Genomic DNA, 16716 nt, shown 5'->3' on the forward strand with positions numbered 1-16716 from the left:
AGCTAAGTGTCCGCGTGGACACGTGCATTCAGACCGTGATGACAGAGAAACAGGACCTTCGAAGCAGACTGGTGGTCGGCCGCCGACGGGATGGCCGGCGGGAATTTGATGAGGCTGCCGTCCAAGAGCTGGTCGAGCTTTGCCTGAAGCCGGGCGTGTCGATTGCCCGAATGGCCATGGATCACGACGTCAACCCGAACCAGTTGCGTCGCTGGATCTCGCGCTATCAGCAGCATACGCTGCAAACGCCAACTAGACCGGACCCGCTGGTGATAGACGGCGTATCGATCGACATCCCGGGTTCGGCGCGTCGTGTTCCGGTGAGTGAAGCGCAGGCATTTGTCCCTGTCGTCACCGCGCCATCGATAGTGCCCGCCGTTTCCCCTGTACGGCCACCGGACACGTCGTTGATGGCGCTCTCGTTACATGTGCGCCTGTCGAATGGTGTCGAATTTGATCTTGGCGAGGCGAGCGTTGATGAGCTGGCCACGGTGATCCAGATGCTCGGGAGGCTGCCGTGTTCCGGTTCGACGAAGGGTTGAAGGTCTACCTGCATCGCGATCCGGTCGACTTCCGCATGGGCATCAACGGGCTGTCGATCCTGGTCGAACAGGCGATGCGCCTGAACCCAATGACCTCGGCGCTGTTCGTGTTCGGCAACCGCCGTCGCGATCGTATCAAGATTCTCGGCTGGGGCGGCAACGGCTTCTGGTTGCTGCTCAAGCGACTCGAAGCCGACCGCTTCGTCTGGCCGAACGGAGGCGACACGATCACGCTCAGCGCCGAGCAGTTGCACTGGCTGCTCGACGGCATCGACCTGGCCGTGATCCAGAAGCATCCCCAGCGATATTACGCGCGGATGAGCTGAACACCACGCGGGTGGCATAGTCTAATCGGCCATGCCGAACAGCCCCGTCATGCCGAGTGTTGAGGAATACCAGGCACTGCTCGCCGAACGCGATGCGCTGCGCGGTGAGCTTCGACTCGTGACGGCCCAGCGCGATCTGGCCGAAGAGAAGCTGCGGGCCTACAAGCACGAACTGTTCGGCGCATCGAGCGAAGCGCGCCATGCCGACCAGCTCGGCCTGTTCAACGAAGCTGAAGCATTGGCCACCACTACCGATGCGCCCGCGCGCGAGGACGTGCCCGGCACATCGGTCGCCGCCCACACGCGCGGCAAGCGTGGGCGCAAACCGCTCGATCCGAACCTGCCACGCGAGGTCGTGCGGCACGAGTTGCCCGAGTCCGAACGGTTCTGCGCGCATGACGGCCATGCCCTCGTGGAGATCGGCGTCGAGACGAGCGAGCAGCTCGACGTGATTCCCGAGCAGGTGCGCGTCGTTCAGCACCAGCGGGTCAAGTACGCGTGCCCGTGCTGCGACCTCGGCATCAAGGTCACGCCCGCGCCGGCGCGTATCATCCCTCGCGGGCTGCTCACGGAATCCGCGCTGGCGTGGATCATCACCGGCAAGTACCAGTACGGTATGCCGCTGTATCGCCAGGCCACGCTGCTGCGTCGCTTCGGCGGCGACATCTCGTCGAATACGCTGGCCGCCAGCGTGGTCCGGGTGGGGCTCGCCACGCAACCGGTGATCAATCTGATGCGCGACGCGCTGCTCGAATCGAACCTGATCTACGGCGACGAGACAACGTTCCAAGTGCTGAAGGAGCCAGGACGCAGGCCGCAGGCGAAGAGTTACCTGTGGGCGCAGGTCAACGGCTCGGGGCCACTAGTACGGATGTTCTCGTACTCGCCGGGGCGCGGCGCCCAGCATGCGCAGAAGCTCTATGCTGGCGTGCAGCCTGGCACCGTGCTGATGACTGATGGGTACGAGCTCTACAACGGCATCGCCCACGATCACCAGCTCGTGCATCTCGGGTGCTGGGCACACGTGCGCCGCGGCTTCATCAAGGCCGAGGAGTCGGTGCCGAAGGCGGCACGCTCACCGGATCTGCTGGCCACGCGCTTCGTCGTGCTGATCGGCAAGCTGTTCGCGGCCGAGGCGCGCAGCGCGAAGTGGAAGTCTGAACGCCGGCAACGGCTGCGCGCCCGGTACAGCGCCCGGGTGCTCGCCATCATCGAGCGCATGCTGGTCGAGCATCTGCCGGGCGTCGTGCCATCGAGTCTGCTCGGCAAGGCATTGCAGTACATGAGCGGACAGTGGCCCAAGCTGGTCCGATACGTCGAAAATGGCAACTGGCCGATCTCGAACAACCTGTGCGAGAACGCGATCCGGCCGTTCGTCGTCGGCCGTAAGGGCTGGCTGTTCTCCGATACTGTCGCCGGCGCGCAGGCCAGTGCCAACCTGTACTCCCTCGTCGAGACGTGCAAGGCGAACGGCGTCGAGCCGTATCGCTATCTGGTCTGGCTGTTCACCAGGTTGCCGCTCGCTGCAACCGCCGACGACTACGCCGATCTCATGCCTTGGAGAATGCCTGCCGCCCTCAACCTCTGAGGGGCGTCGTTAAAAGACCGCATACGGTACATCACGCGGTCGTACTGCACTGTCAACGCGTTGGATACCTTGCGCGGCACGCGATACGACAGTATCTGTCTCAGATCCTCATCGGCACGCAGTGGCCGGTGTGCGTCGTGATCGCTCTTCGGCGGTTTGCCGAAGCGACGGTTGAAGTCAGCGATGAAGGAGGGCGCATACGCGTTGGCGGCCTCTCGTGTGCTGATTCCGCGCAGTCTAAGCTCTTTGACGAGCCGGTCCTGCAACGTCAGGTTGGCCCGTTCCACCCGCCCTTTGGCCTGACTCGTGTTTGCACAGAACGCGTCGACATTGAGCTCGTACAGCGCCCGGCCAAACTGCGTGACGCCTTTGCCCGCGGTCTCCGAGCGCTTCTTCACGTAAAAAACGCTGGCCTTGTCGCTGTAGAACGCCACCGGCTTGCCATGCGAACCCAGGTACTTTGACAGCGCCTCAAAATAGCTGAACGGTAAGCGTCCGAGCAGTACCGTAGTGCAGGTTGTTGACCGCGGAGCTCCGCGACGCTATCGGATGGGCTCGACGCGAGCAGTAGGCGGCAGCGATGGTGCGACGTTCCACGGGAGCAGTTCGTCGACCCGGTTGGCCGGATGGTCGGCGATGCGCTCGAGCACGTAGGCGAGATACGCCTCGGGATCGAGGCCGTTCAGACGTGCTGTGCCGATCAGGCTGTACATCGCGGCGGCACGTTCGCCGCCAGAGTCGGCGCCGGCGAACAGATAGTTCCGCCGTCCGAGAGCGACGCCTCGCAATGCTCGCTCGGCGATCAGGTTGTCGATCTCCGTACACCCATCGCTGCAGTAGTAGACGAGCGCCGGCCAGCGATTCAGCGCGTACCGAATCGCCTTGGTCGTGTCAGATTTTGCAGAGAGCGTGGCAAGCGTCGCTTCGAACCAGCGCTTCATGTCGTCGAGCAGCGGCACCGCCCGCGCTTGGCGCACACTGCGCCGTTCGTCGGGCGGCTTGCCGCGGATCTGCTCTTCGATCTTGTAGAGCGCACCGATCCGCCGCAGCGCCTCCTCCGTCACGGCGTTGGGGCGCACCGCATGCAGGTCGTGGATCTTCCGGCGCGCGTGAGCCATACACGCGGCTTCCTGGACGCGGCCGTCGAGATACAGCTCGGCATAGCCAGCGAACGCGTCAGCCTGCAGCACGCCGGCGAAGTCAGCGAGATGTCGCTGCGGATGCTCACCACGGCGATCAGACGTGTAGGCGAACCAGGCCGCCGGCGGTTCGTCGGAGCCACTCTGCCGATCATCGCGCACGTAGACCCAGAGGCGTCCTGTCTTCGTACGACCGTTGCCCGGCGCCAGCACCGGCAGCGGAGTGTCGTCCGCATGCACCTTACCGCAGGCCAGCGTGTAGCGGCGCACGGCGTCGACCAACGGTGCGAGCAGCGCCGTGATGCTACCCATCCAGTAGCCCATCGCGCCGGGATCGATCTCGACGCCGTCACGCGCGTACATCACCGCCTGGCGGTGCAGCGGGAGGTGGTATGCGAACTTCGACACGGCGATGTGGGCGAGCAGCGCCGGACCCGGGATGCCCCGATCGATTGGGCGGCTCGGCGCCGCGGCCTGCACGATGCGATCACAGCGCGCGCAGGCCAGCTTCGGGCGGCGATGACGGATCACACGGAAGTGCGCACGCACGTATTCGAGTTGCTCCGCGATGTCTTCGCCCAACGGCTTGAGCTGCCCACCGCAATCGGGGCAGTCATCATCGGCGGGCAGATGGACGCGATCTTCGCGTTCAAGATGTCCGGGTAGCGGCTTGCGGCTCGCACCTTCGCGGCGCGGCCGCTTTGCCTCGGGAGCGGCAGACGCATCGGCGGCGCCTTCGTCGGCCTGCAGATCCTCCAGCCGCAATTCGAGCTGTTCGATCTGGAGATCTAGTTTCTCCGATTTCCGGCCGAACTGCATTCGGCGCAGTTTCGCGATCGTGAGCTTCAGATGCTCGATTTCGAGAGCCCGCGACGAGAGCTGCTTTCGCAGCTCAGCTACCTGAGCATCACGCTCAAGCAGCAACGCTCTCAGAGCGTTGATGTCGTCGGGCAGCGCGGTCGAGGTTGATTCCATGAGGACAGTTTACGACTGCCCGCGATCACGCGAACGCCAGTTAACAATGGTTTACAGCGCACTACGTGGGCGCGCGGCTTCGACCGGCTGCCGCCAATCGAAGCCCTCGAGCAACAACGACAGCTGCGCGGTTGTCAGCGCGACCACACCAGAGTCGGCACGGGGCCAAGCAAAGCGTCCTTTTTCGAGCCGCTTCGCCAATAAACATAGCCCGCCGTCGCTCCAATACAAGCACTTCAGCAGGTCACCGCGCTTGCCCCGGAACACGAACACGTGTCCAGAGAATGGATCTTTCTCCAGCACCGTCTGTACCTTTGCGGCCAACGAATTGAAGCCGCATCGCATATCGGTGACGCCCGCCGCGATCCAGATCCGCGTGTTTTGAGGCAGACCGATCATCGTAAAATGCGATCGAGAACAGAACGCAGCACGTCCGGGTCCGGCGCGCCGTCGATGCGAATCGACGTCTTGCCATGCTGGATCTGGATCGAGCCGGACGGTATGTTGTCGGTCGCAGTCGCCACCTCGAGCGCCATCGACGGCTGAGACGGTTCGTTGACGACAACCGGCAGCATTGCGTCTGGAATCGCATCGTCCGTTAGCAGGCCTTGCGCATGGAGGCGGCGCCATGCCCACACCTGATTGGCATTGATGCCGTTCTCGCGAGCAACACGGGCGACCGACGCGCCGGGCTCGAATGTCAGCGCGACGATGGTCCGCTTCCATTCCGTCGGATGTCGGCGAGTTTGCCGTTTCGGCGGGATCTCGACTGTCTGAGTCACTCTGTCCACAACTCCTATCGTGGACACGACCGGTCATTCGTGTCCTTCACAGGACATCATGGCACTCGTCACCAAGCGTTCACAGACGGTACTGGTCTCGTGCTTACGCTGAACGTCGATTCGGTCGCCGTGAAGTGCAGCGCCATTAACCGTCCGGTTGCATCGTCGATGAACACCAACAGCGTGCAAGCTGGCGCACGGTCCTCGAACCAACGGTGGTCGCTACCGTCGATCTGAATCAGCTCCCCGAGGCATGCACGGCGGTTGCGCGGTTGGTAGACCTTCGGCGGGCGTTGTTTGCGTGGAATCCAGAGGCCGGAAGCCCTCATCAGCGTACGAACCGTTTCAACAGCCAGGTCAATGCCGTGACATTCGCGCAGCTTCTCGCAGGCCAGCGTCGGGCCAAAATCAGCGTAGCGCTCGCGGATCAATGCCAGCGCCCGCTGCGCCTTTCCAGCCGGCAGCTGATGATTGCTTGGGCGTCCACGCTTGCCTGACACCAATCCGGCCACGCCGGCCGCGCGATAGCGCAATACCAGACGCTCAATCTGCCGCACGCTCAAATCCAGCCGTTCGGCCGCCTGGCCGGGCTTGAGCCGACACGCGGCTACCGCCTCAATTACCTTCAGCCGATCCACTTCACGCATCGTCATGGTGATCGTCCCAGTCGCGTTCATCGCCGGCGCTCCCAAGGGTGCAGACGATCAACCTACAGGCCAAAACACGACATTTTTATTTAGCGGAAACGCGACATCTGAACTTGGGACCTACATCAAAAAATTTGATCATTGGGGTTATGTCAAATACACTCAGCACTCCTATTCAAATCGACAGAACCACAGGTCTATGCGCCTCCATCGCGTCTACACGGGCGTGTAATCAACGTCGTCCGCCCATAGGTCAATCTGACGCGGATCGACGCCCGGGGTGTCGGCAGGAATCTGCCCCGCGCGCTTACCCGGTCGAGTCGCCGGCAGCCCGAGGTACATGGGCGTGAAGACGTCGGCCGAGAAAATGACGTCAGGCGAGATCTGGACGTAACGATGATCAGTCAAATCGCCTCCTGGAACCGATCGAGATTTCGCCCAGAGTACTTCGATCATCCCGAACGCGCCAGCGCAAGTTCGACGACATCGGTATACCTCATCGCTTGTTCGTCAAACTTTTTGTCTCTGCGGCAGAGGCGGAACTCCGAGCCGCACGCGAGCTTCCATCTCTCCGCTTGGATCAAGCAGAATCAGCCATTGCCGCCACGCCCGAACCCACCGCCTGACCACCTTATGTCCGACGTTTAGTTCACTGGCGGCCGCGTCGAACCTCTCGCGCCATCCCAGCATGGTTGCGAACTGCCGCGCATGTTCGCGTGCACGCGGAAGCAGCAATGGCGTATTCGACACGCGAGTGAAATACACAAGGCAGGACTGACATCGGAAACCGGGAAGTCCGCTTGGCCGCCGGTACGGGTGGTAACTGGTACGGTCGCCGCCACACCACGGACATGAAACCGGAGTGGGATCCAAGCTCAGCGCCTTGTCGATCTGCGCGAGCAAAAAGACCGACAGCTCGATGTCTTCACAACGTTGCACCGCTCCCCGCGGAAGACGTCTCATTGGTACAAGGACATCGTCCAACTTCCGCGAAGACCGCGCAGCAAGATTTGGCGCCGCGTCGTCGACCCGGGCCGCCCGTTGAACTGGCGGCATGGCCATGTCCGGATGGTGCTTTCTCCGCCGACGCACGGCCGGCACAATTGAATCACGCACGACAACTGCTTCGAGCGCCTGCCCCTCACGCTGGGTCACGTCCAACAGCCGATGACGGCCACATTGCGGACATCGGATGCGGCGACGGCGCTGCGCATCGAAGCCCCCGGAAAAGAAGCCGCCCTCGAAGCCGCAGCGTACACACTGAGCATGTGGTAGCGCGTGCATCCCAAGCCGAATACGAGCCTCCCACGCACCCGAAGGATCGATCTCGAGCACGTAGCGCCGGAATGCCAAGAGCCACGAAAGGATCCCTTCATATGACATGCCGACCCGCTCAGTTACCCGCGTCAATGTCGTCTGACGCGAAAGCAGCGGAATTAATCCACCGACCTTAGCCTGATTACGTAAGCGCGCGAACGGCGTGCCGGTCAAACGGTTGAAGCTCCGCCGACACGCGTGACAAAAATAGCCGGGGAGCTGCTTTTTCGGACCACCGAATTGACGTGATCGCACACGGAGACCGTCACAATGTGGGCACCTCGGCACCGGAGTTGGCGACGAGCTGGTCAACTCGAGCCACGCGCGTGACAAGTAGTCGGTCAACACCGGATCCTCGGCCGCTTCATCATCGATCGCGCGCGACAGACATGCCTCTCCGCCGATGGTTAGATCAAAATGCCTCTCGGGTGCGTCATTGTCTAGCGCACCGCCCTTATTACGATCACTGCGTCGTTTACCAATCAGATGCGCCATCTACGACCAAGACTAAAAATACCCTTTCAATTTTGAAACCTTCCGAGATCGGGTCCGTCGCCCTAAAAAAAGACCCGCATATATTTATCTATTTCCGCCGTCGGTTCAATTAACTTACTCGTTGGCTCGCAAACGAATTCATATCCAGCACGGACAATTCTCCCGGACTCGACTGATCTGAATCCGTTTATAGTCACCGAATAAAATCCGGACTTCAGCTTGGAGTCCACCCCATTCTCACCAGGAGGCCAATGCATCAATTTTTCAAGATCATAGAAACATGCACCCTCCTTAACCAACAAAGGAAAGCATCCATTTTCCGTAACAACAAGATCTTCAACGGTACTTTGCTCACTGGCTAACCTACAAATAATTTCGTAGCCGCCGTCATCGATAGATAAAAGAGGGACTATCGCACCTTTCTGGATAACCTCATCCCCCAGATCAGAGCTGAAAAATTCACTCATAAGATCACGCTCACCAGGCCCCAAAGGGGTCCACCCTAGGGCCTCATAAAGAACTTTCCGATCCAGCAGAACAATACCGTTCGCCTCAACGTCGATCTCGCCGACCATCATCGCCTTATCCTCATATTACGAGCAGTCTTCCTTAAGTTTTGCGGCATGCCACTCCATCAGTTTCTTGTAGGCCTCCGAAGGAGTGACATCTTTGGCGAGGATCTCGCCAGTAGATGGAATTTTGAGATCCCCTTTCATTGTCATACCTTCGAGTCCTTTACCGGAGGCGACGAGAAGATCGTCGGACGTGCCGGACCAGTCCCCTTGACGCCCCCCTAGGAATACTCCTTGCGCTCGGTGCAACTCTTCGTGATCGCCATTTTTATACGGCTTCGGGAAGTACGTTGGAGTGTCCCGTTTCGTTGCCAAGTGCTTCAATCCGCAAGATTCGGCTTTTTTTCTCCATACCATGTGGTGGCCCATGCCGTTTTCATTCCACTTCCACGGCATTAATCCCAATGGGTCGGTCCAACCAACCGGGTTCTGACCATACTGATAGACGTTGAAGCCACCGGCCAGTCTGATCGGATCCTTGGATATGAACCGTCCCGAGCGGGGGTCGTAGTATCGGTGCCGGTTATAGTGTAGGCCCGTCTCATGATCAAAGTACTGACCCGCGAACCGCAGCGGATTAGTGATGCCAGCCTTACGTGCCGCATCGCTGATCACCTCCGCCGCCTCGCCCCACGCCTTGTAGCGCGCGAACCAGGCGACCTCCCCCGCCTCATCTGTGACCTCCTGAGGCGTGCCGATCTGATCGCAGTGATAATACGCGAAGCCCGTTAGCGGGGAGACTTCCGCTTCGCCGCCGTGAAGCATTGCTGCGCCCGTCGCCTGCGCAAGGGGCGTGAAGCTGCCTGGTTCGTACACGTAGTGCGTCGTCTCGCGGTTCTCCCACGATGTCTCATACGCAAGCGTATCGCCATCCCAACCGTACAACGTGAAACCGTAACCACGTTCCTGCTTCAAACGTCGCCGTTCCGCGTCCCGCCAACCACTGCCGGCACCCGCGAGATACGGCACCAGCGGCTCCGTCAGCTTCGCAATCCGCCGGCCGAGAGCGTCGTACATGTACGTCGCCTCCATATGCCGATCGCGTGCCGACACCATCCGGCCAAGACTGCCCCAGACGAAGTCTGTATGCTCGCCGTTTCGCGTCCGCTGCTTCAGATTGCCCAATTCATCGTAAGCGAAATGGGTGCCCGCATAGTCCTTTAGCAGGTTGTCCAGCAGCGGTGCAGATCGGGCCCCACCCAGTACGCCGATGCCGTGTTCGTCACGCTCCTTCGATTCCACGATGTTGCTTGCCGGATCGAACGAAAACGTCTCGACCCCAAGCGACGATTGCGCGCGTGTCAGCCGGCCAATCGGATCGTACGCGTACTGCATCTCGCCGCGCCGTAGGTCCGCGATCTGGGTCAACTGCCCTGCCGCGTCATACTGGTAGCGGCGCTCCATCACCTTGCCACCAGTGCCTTGCAGCAGTTGGCGCGCGAGTCGGCCAGCCTCGTCGTAGTGCGTCGTTTGCGTCAGCCCGTTCCCGAGCTCGCGTTGGGTCTCACGGTGGGCGTCGTCGCGTTCAAAGTTTGCAATGATCGTCCCGTCGAGCATGACGCCATGCACGTGACCTGAGCCGTACGTGAGCCAATCCAACCGGTGACCATCCGGCCGAATGGTTGCAACTCGTGCTCCAACCTCGTCATGTTCGTGGCGCCACACGAACTCATACTCGTTGCCTTCGACCCACATGTGCACGTGCTCGCTCGCCAGGTTTCCGACGGGATCGTAGAAGCGCCGCACGCGCGATTGATCGTTGACCGCCTGCAACAGCCGGCCCAGACCGTCATATTGGAACGACTCGCTCTCGACAACGGCCTCTCCTTGCGGGTCCAGGAAGACATGTCCACGGTCCGTGAACTGCGCCTGCCAGCCTCGTCGGGATTCAAGCCGTCCCATCGCGTCGAATTCGAAGTCCTGCATGACGCCGCCGTATAGACGGTTCGTCACGAGCCCGCTGCCCGCTGCTCGGTAGTACCGAGTCTCACGGCCGTCAAAGTCGGTTTCGCTGTTAAGGCGTCCCGCCGTGTCGTAGCCGAACCGATACTCTCGACCATTTTCGTTGCGCAGCGTCGCGATCTGTCCGAGCCGGTTCCAGCCGTATTCGATCGAATCGCCGCGCGCGTTGACTCGTTTAGCGAGCAGGCCAGCCGCCGTGTAGGTATAACGCGTCGTCCTGTTCAGCGCATCCACATGCTCGAGGAGCCGGCCCTCGGCATCACGTGCGAATGTATCGCGCAGACCCGCAGGTCGCGTCACCCAGGCCAGCTGTCCTGCTTCATAGCCGTACCGCGTGGTCTCGCCCACTGCGTTCTGTTGCTGAACAAGCCGCCCCCGCTCGTCGTACTTCCACGTCGCGGTCTTGCCCGAACAATCGGTGTAGCTCGCGATCTGTCCGTCTGGGCGCCATTCGATCTTCGTCGTGCCGCCCTTCGGATCTGTAATCGCGACGGGCAGACCCGCACGATCGTATTCGTACTTTGTCACCCGACCGAGCGGATCGAGCGCTTCGGTCACGCGCCCTTTGCTGTCGTAGTAGCGCTCCCAGCGATGACCTTCGGGGTCTTGCAATCCCGTCAGATTGTGGTGCCGATCGTAGACGTAATACGCAATGCGTCCGTCGCGCTGCGTATGCGAGGTCATTTGGCCCGCGTCGTCCCACGTGAACGATTCCTCTGCACCGTCAGGGAACACGTGCCGCGTCAGGTTCTTGTCCGCGTTGCGCATGAACCATTCCTCGGTGTTGTCCGGATAGACGATCCGATATACGTATCCGTCGATGTCGTAGTACTGCTGGGTCGTATTGCCAAGCGCGTCGGTCACGAAGGTCAGGCGCAAATTTTCGTGCCAAGTCAGGCGGGTGTCGAACGTGCCGTCATCGGCCCATTCGTGGATCGCTTTCGCGTCCAGGTGCGTGCCGTCCCATTCGAGGTTCATCCCGCGTCCGGTGCGGTCGGTGTAACGCGTCACGAGGTGATGCGCATACGCGTAACTCCACGACGCCGCATTCTCGTCGTTTGCTTCGACCAGATCGCCTGCTTCGTCATAGCGATACCGCGCGAGTGTGCGGATCGCCGTTCCTGAACTGTCAACGAGCGCGACGCGCATGATGCGGCCAACGCTGTCATAGGTCAGCGCCACGACGGAATCTGCCGCTTCGATCCGGGTAAGCGAGCCGTCCGTCCATTTCAGCGTCACCACGTTGCCGGAGCGGTCCTCGATCTTCCCGAGCACGAAACGCGTCCCGTGCCGCTCGTAAGTCTCGGTCAGGGTTTCGCCACGCACGAGCTGGATGCGATCGTCCGCTTCCCGCGTGATGGTGCACGACTCGATTGCATCGCGATGCGGCTGACCCAGCGTCAGCGCTGGGTAGGTGAGGCTGCGTCCGGACGCGTCGTGATAGACAAACCCGTCGTCCTTCGACTCGAACGTGACGTGATAGGGCGTCGTCCATCGCGGTCCGAGCGGCCCCTGCTCATCATGCGCATCGAAGTTCGAGCGATACGTCCTCGCCCATTCAACCGGAACGATTCCTGGCAATACGAAATCGGTATGCGTGAACGACTCGTCTCCCAGTCCCAGACCGATCGAACCGCCTACCCGCGCTGGCGGCTGACCAATCCCGCAGAGGCAACCCGGCCCCGGCTTCTGTGCCTTGGCCTCCTTGCCGACATTGGTAACTTGCTCACCGCCCTCCTTGCGCTTCGCCTGGTTTCTCTTGTTACTGTCGACTGTCGCAGCAAGATGACGCTTCTTCTCTTCGTACACCTGAATCGCGCGAATCAGGATGTTCAGCATGTACATCACCGAGCCCACATCGTCACTGGACAGGCTCTGGATCCGCTTCTTGACGTCAGGAATGCTGGCTCGAATATCCGCCGCGAGATGCCGGACAGTCGATCGAGCTTCGTCCGGGGTCAGCGAAACGACGAAATTTACCTCTGCCTTCGCGCCCGCCTTGTATACCTCCCACACCGCGCCAAACAGGTCGCCGAGCGTTTTCGTGGGGTCGTGGATCAGCGAACTGGCTGAAACGCGTGATACTTTCTGACGTGCCGCCGAGAGATTCGCATTCGGATCAGTCAAGCGCCCCGCTGCCAAGGCATCTAGTCCGTCGGCCAGCTGAATCAGGCGTTTCTCAGCCTCACTCCCAGCTTCCTTCAGTAGCTCAGTCAGCCTCGCCTTCGCTTGCTCGACAAACGGCTTCAATTCGCCCATCAGGGTGGCAGTGAAATGGCCTGCGATCACAGCAACCGACGCAGTGGCAAGATCCTTCGCACCGGCCTTCACCGCCTGGCGCACGAGGCCCAACGTCGGACGCAACGACATGCGGGCCGCCGCCGTCCCCGGTGGAATCGGCAGCACACCGATCAGGTTGATCGCCAGGTTTGCCCAATCGAGCACGCGGTCGATCTTCTCTGCTTCCGAACGGGGTAGAACGTTTCGATTCTGGATCAGCTTCGAGATATCGCCGCACACGTCGACGGCAGCAATGATGTTCCCCAAAACGGGCATCGCAGCCGAGACTTCCTTGATGCGCGCGAGCGTCACGTACCCTCCGCTCGCCGTGCGCAACCAGTTGTCGAAATGCGATGCGCCGGCCTCGAGATCGGCGATGTGAACCTGATTGAGCGGCACGATCGCCGCGTCGACGGACGGAAGGGACTGCTGTTTGTCAGCCATGATCTTGTTCGGACTGTGGAATGGATAGAGAGACTGGCCGATTCGTGTCAGGCAGCGCCTGCAGGCTGCCACCGGGACTGCTTCAGGTGGCTACTCATGACCCATGAATCGTGCGGGTCGTGCCCGTATTGCACGCTGACCGCGCCGGGCGCCAGCCCGCTCACAATCGCGCGGCCGGATGCATCGAGCGTTCCCTTGTGCACCGCGCCGAGACTGTCCATCACAGCAATGGTGTTCTTGTCGACCGGCGCATCGGTTACGTAGTGGCGCAGCACTTCCAGTTGCCCGGGCCCGGATTTGGGAAATGGCGGGAAGCCCCCGCCATGCCCCTGCGGACCGTCCGTCTGGTGGCTGCCTGCGTGGATCGTGTGCTCGCCCGCGGTGTGCACCGTATAACCCTCATCGCTGATACGTACCTCCGTGCTACCCGCGTGCAGCACGATTTCCTTGGCTGCATGGAGCTCGATGCTGTCGGTGGTACTCATCACGCCAACCGTCTGCTTCGCTTTCACGTCGATGCCATCGGCCTGCGCCTCGATGCGCACCCGGCCCGCGGCCGCCACCAGCTTCATGCCCGCTTTGTGCACGAACAGCGAGAACGCGTTCGACACGCTCGCGAACAGCGAATGCCCCACCGCAAGCCCGACGTGCCGCCCGCTCGTCACCGCGACGTCCTCGTTGCTCGCCACGTGCGCGCTGCGCTCGGCCGCCACGCTCACGCCCGCCGCGCTCGCCAGCACCAGGTCCGGCTCCTTCAGCTCCGGGAAGTCGTTCTCGCCCGCCGGCGCATCGCCGCGGATCGCGTCATTACGCGCCTTGAGCACCTTCGCGACCTCGCTCTGGTCGGCGTCCCGCTGCTGCGCCTCATGCTGCTGCGCCAGCCCCGACAGGCTCTCCTGCAGTTCCCGCGCGCGCGTCAACCGGCCGACCGCCGCCTTCGCCTCCTTCGCCTGGCCCGCGCCGTTCGGCTGGCCGTCGGTCGCGAGGAACAGCCCCCTCAATGCGCGCACCACGCCCCAGTCGTCGGTGCGCAGGTCGAAACCCTTGCCGCGCGCATCCGCCCGGCCCGTCTTCTTCACGATCCGCCGGACGTTCCCCAGCGCCAGCACCGAACTGCCCGCGTCGCTCGCGATCTGCGTCTGGATCTGCCCCTGCGTATCGTCGATCGCCACGTGGCCGGACGCCGTGCCCTGGAACTCGCGGCCCCGCAGCACCGCCACCGCCTGGTTCGCCGGCAGGTCCAGCGTCGGCTGGCGGAACTCGTTCACCGGGCTGCCCGTGATCACCGGCAGGTCCGGGTCGCCGTAGTAGTGCATCACCGCCACTTCATGGCCGATGCGCGGCAGGAACGTCGCACCCATGTCGGCGCCCTGCCACGGCGACACGACACGCAGCCAGATCCCCGAATGCTCGTCGAGCTTGCCCTGCCGGTCCCACTGGAACTGGACCTTCACCCGGCCAAAGCGGTCGGTCCACACTTCCTGTCCGGCCGGCCCCACCACGATCGCCTTCTCCGGGCCGCTCAACACCGGCTTGGGCACGCTGCGCTCGAGCCGGAACGGCTCGTTCGCCGGCAGCAGCTCGAACTGCGATTCGCACCGGTACGCGAGTCCAGCGCCCGTGCGGTCGCCGACCTCCTCGATGTCGAGTGTCGACGACAGCACCCCGTACTCGCGGTTCGCCGCCTGCTGCGGGTAGCCGGTCAGCGCGAACGTACGGCCGACCGTCAGCCCGCGCAGGTTGCCGCGGCCGTGCGCGCGCAGGCCGGCGCTGCGCCGTGCCTCCAGTTGCACGCGCGCCAGATGCCGCGATTCCTGCTCCGTGTCGTTCGGCTGGCCTGCGACGCCTTGCGCGCCCGCCAGCGGCTGGCTGTAGTCGCCCCAGTCGTAGACCGCGCCGTCCGCGCTCGCCGTCTTGCGCGGGTTCTCCTCGGTGACCGTCAGGTTCGCGCGCGGCCGCGTGTAGTCGTAGTCGACCACGGTCACGCTGCCCGACGTCAGCCGGCTCGTCACCGACAGCGCGTGGATGTGTTCCTCGTCGATGCGCTTGCCGTCCGGCGACAGGTAGCGCACCGTCTCGTACGCGGCGCCGTGCGGGTGATGACCGCCGACCGTGTCGCACAGCACCAGGCGCTGATGGCCGCCTTCATGCTCGAACCACCACCAGATGCCCCATTCCTCCCACAGCCGCTGCAGGAACGCCCAGTCGGTCTCGAACGCCTGCCGCTGCACGTCGCGCTTCGGGTAGATGCCGCGGAACGCGCCGGCCAGACGCTTGTCGACCGGGTACGGATACTTCGTGAGCACGGCGTCGGTGATCTCGACGACGCTCATGTCCTGGAAGATCCGGCAGTCCTGCGTGAGCGTCGCACGGTACAGCCACGGGCGCAGCTCGAGCTCGTACAGGATCGAGTGGCGATCCTCGCCGGCGACGCGCGCCGCAGTGACGAGCCCCGTGATCTCGCGCGTGCCCGCGCCGATGTTGCCGAGCCCCGCGTTGCCGGCGAGGCCAGGCACGAATTGCCCCTTGCCTTCGAGCTGGATCGAGACGGTCACCTCGGTGCCGACGAGCTTGTCCAGATCGAGGTTGGCGGTCACGCTCGGCGAGAACGCGAACGCGTCGTCGGTGCGCAGCGTGACGAGATAGCGGCAGGCCTCGAGGCGACCCACCGCCTCGCTACCCTGCAGTCTGACCGGCGCGAACGTCGGCAGCCCGCCGGTTGAATAGGTGGGGAGCGCCGCGCCCGAAATCGACAACGTGCGCGCTTGGGTGAGACTCAGCATGATCAGATTCCCTTGTCGTTCGCTTGCGATCGGTTGTCGTCGAGTTCCCTCAACCACATCCATTGCCCAGCCACCCAACTAGTCGGCCGGCGCTGCTCCCGCTCTTGCTGATGGGTCAACGTGCGTACGCTCGGGAATTTCTGGCCCTTCCATACCACCGTGACGTCTGCGGCATTGCTCTCGGAAAAACCTTGCCACATGCCCGTCTCCGGGCAGAGCATGCCTGTGCATAGATTCATCTCGCCGTACTTTTGGCGCTTTGCCTGCTGCTGTTCGAGGCGGCGCTGTTCACGTTCCTCCGGCGCCAAGAATTTGTATGCGCGTCTGATTGTGATATCAGTCAATTTCGAAGGAGACGAACCATCCACTGGATTCACATAAAACAACTCGACATCTACAGGAAATTTGCTTTCCGCTGTAGCCTTAGCTCGATAACGATAAACCTGCACATTTGGGGCATCCGGAGTACGGCCGGCGATCTCATTTCCTTCATGCCGCACACCGTTAGAGTCGACCCAGTAACGCTCCAGCTTCAGCAGCGATTCGATCTCCGTGTGGGGCATACCATCGAGCATCGGACTTAATCTAACAACCAATCCCGCCGGGACGATCTTCACCTTGGATCTATCCGAATCGTAGTCTTCAGGATCGTCGCCTGTTGAGAATTGAATCGTGGCCGATGGAACGACGTCGTTCGCATAGGAATAGAGCAACCCCTTTTCTGGATAATGCTCCTCCGAATCAAAAACTCTACCGAACGCAATATTTTTCGGATCAAAGGGCTGATCGTCACGCAACACCGCCATTGCCGTTGTCAGTATCCGGCGAACCATGACTCGCTGCTCATCGGCTCTCGTTTGCACG

Annotated in this window: 12 protein-coding genes and 2 pseudogenes; 3 read left to right on the forward strand and 11 right to left on the reverse strand. The window is 62.0% G+C overall.

From position 1 onward, the window contains the following. Positions 1 to 38 precede the first annotated feature (38 nt). The 3 genes from GD429_RS06930 to tnpC are packed head-to-tail and all read left to right on the forward strand — an operon-like array spanning position 39 to position 2456. Positions 39 to 542: a transposase gene (locus GD429_RS06930; protein ID WP_152856271.1), complete on the forward strand. Its 504-nt coding sequence runs from the start codon at positions 39 to 41 to the stop codon at positions 540 to 542. Next, entirely contained in the window at positions 518 to 868 is a 351-nt protein-coding gene (gene tnpB, locus GD429_RS06935; RefSeq protein WP_011885804.1) for an IS66 family insertion sequence element accessory protein TnpB, read from the forward strand. Before GD429_RS06930 ends, tnpB (GD429_RS06935) begins: the two co-directional genes overlap by 25 nt. A 31-nt stretch (positions 869 to 899) precedes the next feature. Continuing rightward, positions 900 to 2456 (forward strand): IS66 family transposase, encoded by a 1557-nt coding sequence (gene tnpC, locus GD429_RS06940; RefSeq protein ID WP_152856272.1) that lies wholly within the window; start codon positions 900 to 902, stop codon positions 2454 to 2456. Between the two features lie 26 nt (positions 2457 to 2482). Here tnpC and GD429_RS06945 read toward each other — a convergent pair. The 11 genes and pseudogenes from GD429_RS06945 to GD429_RS07000 form a co-directional block, all read right to left on the reverse strand. Further along, positions 2483 to 2941: pseudogene (locus GD429_RS06945) on the reverse strand (transposase); the annotation flags it as partial. A 57-nt stretch (positions 2942 to 2998) separates the two neighbouring features. Next, positions 2999 to 4570: an IS66-like element ISBcen14 family transposase gene (locus GD429_RS06950; RefSeq protein ID WP_152856273.1), complete on the reverse strand. Its 1572-nt coding sequence runs from the start codon at positions 4568 to 4570 to the stop codon at positions 2999 to 3001. Between the two features lie 51 nt (positions 4571 to 4621). Beyond that, positions 4622 to 4969, reverse strand: a complete 348-nt coding sequence (gene tnpB, locus GD429_RS06955) for an IS66 family insertion sequence element accessory protein TnpB (protein WP_059671215.1) — start codon at positions 4967 to 4969, stop codon at positions 4622 to 4624. Beyond that, positions 4966 to 5352: an IS66-like element accessory protein TnpA gene (tnpA, locus tag GD429_RS06960; RefSeq protein ID WP_152856274.1), complete on the reverse strand. Its 387-nt coding sequence runs from the start codon at positions 5350 to 5352 to the stop codon at positions 4966 to 4968. Before tnpA ends, tnpB (GD429_RS06955) begins: the two co-directional genes overlap by 4 nt. A gap of 107 nt (positions 5353 to 5459) precedes the next feature. Then, positions 5460 to 6029, reverse strand: a pseudogene (locus tag GD429_RS06970) (helix-turn-helix domain-containing protein); the annotation flags it as partial. A gap of 186 nt (positions 6030 to 6215) precedes the next feature. After that, complete coding sequence (locus GD429_RS06975) at positions 6216 to 6455, reverse strand: hypothetical protein (RefSeq protein WP_152856275.1); 240 nt, start codon at positions 6453 to 6455, stop codon at positions 6216 to 6218. A gap of 54 nt (positions 6456 to 6509) precedes the next feature. Then, positions 6510 to 7490: a DUF746 domain-containing protein gene (locus GD429_RS06980; RefSeq protein WP_193727069.1), complete on the reverse strand. Its 981-nt coding sequence runs from the start codon at positions 7488 to 7490 to the stop codon at positions 6510 to 6512. Between the two features lie 383 nt (positions 7491 to 7873). Then, complete coding sequence (locus GD429_RS06985) at positions 7874 to 8389, reverse strand: hypothetical protein (protein WP_152856277.1); 516 nt, start codon at positions 8387 to 8389, stop codon at positions 7874 to 7876. Between the two features lie 15 nt (positions 8390 to 8404). Further along, positions 8405 to 13069 (reverse strand): RHS repeat-associated core domain-containing protein, encoded by a 4665-nt coding sequence (locus tag GD429_RS06990; protein ID WP_227791574.1) that lies wholly within the window; start codon positions 13067 to 13069, stop codon positions 8405 to 8407. 47 nt (positions 13070 to 13116) lie between these two features. Further along, entirely contained in the window at positions 13117 to 15852 is a 2736-nt protein-coding gene (locus GD429_RS06995) for a type VI secretion system Vgr family protein (RefSeq protein WP_152856278.1), read from the reverse strand. Positions 15853 to 15854: 2 nt separating this feature from the next. Next, complete coding sequence (locus tag GD429_RS07000) at positions 15855 to 16715, reverse strand: hypothetical protein (RefSeq protein WP_321574444.1); 861 nt, start codon at positions 16713 to 16715, stop codon at positions 15855 to 15857. Position 16716: the final 1 nt, after the last annotated feature.

The organism is Burkholderia sp. BE17, from assembly GCF_009362305.1.
Classification (GTDB): domain Bacteria; phylum Pseudomonadota; class Gammaproteobacteria; order Burkholderiales; family Burkholderiaceae; genus Burkholderia; species Burkholderia pyrrocinia_C.

Coding starts and splice junctions, on each gene's coding strand:
- GD429_RS06930 (WP_152856271.1), top strand. CDS start 39: ATGACAGAGAAACAGGACCTTCGAAGCAGACTGGTGGTCGGCCGCCGA.
- tnpC (WP_152856272.1), top strand. CDS start 900: ATGCCGAACAGCCCCGTCATGCCGAGTGTTGAGGAATACCAGGCACTG.
- GD429_RS06950 (WP_152856273.1), bottom strand. CDS start 4,570: ATGGAATCAACCTCGACCGCGCTGCCCGACGACATCAACGCTCTGAGA.
- tnpB (WP_059671215.1), bottom strand. CDS start 4,969: ATGATCGGTCTGCCTCAAAACACGCGGATCTGGATCGCGGCGGGCGTC.
- GD429_RS06975 (WP_152856275.1), bottom strand. CDS start 6,455: ATGATCGAAGTACTCTGGGCGAAATCTCGATCGGTTCCAGGAGGCGAT.
- GD429_RS06985 (WP_152856277.1), bottom strand. CDS start 8,389: ATGATGGTCGGCGAGATCGACGTTGAGGCGAACGGTATTGTTCTGCTG.
- GD429_RS06990 (WP_227791574.1), bottom strand. CDS start 13,069: ATGGCTGACAAACAGCAGTCCCTTCCGTCCGTCGACGCGGCGATCGTG.
- GD429_RS06995 (WP_152856278.1), bottom strand. CDS start 15,852: ATGCTGAGTCTCACCCAAGCGCGCACGTTGTCGATTTCGGGCGCGGCG.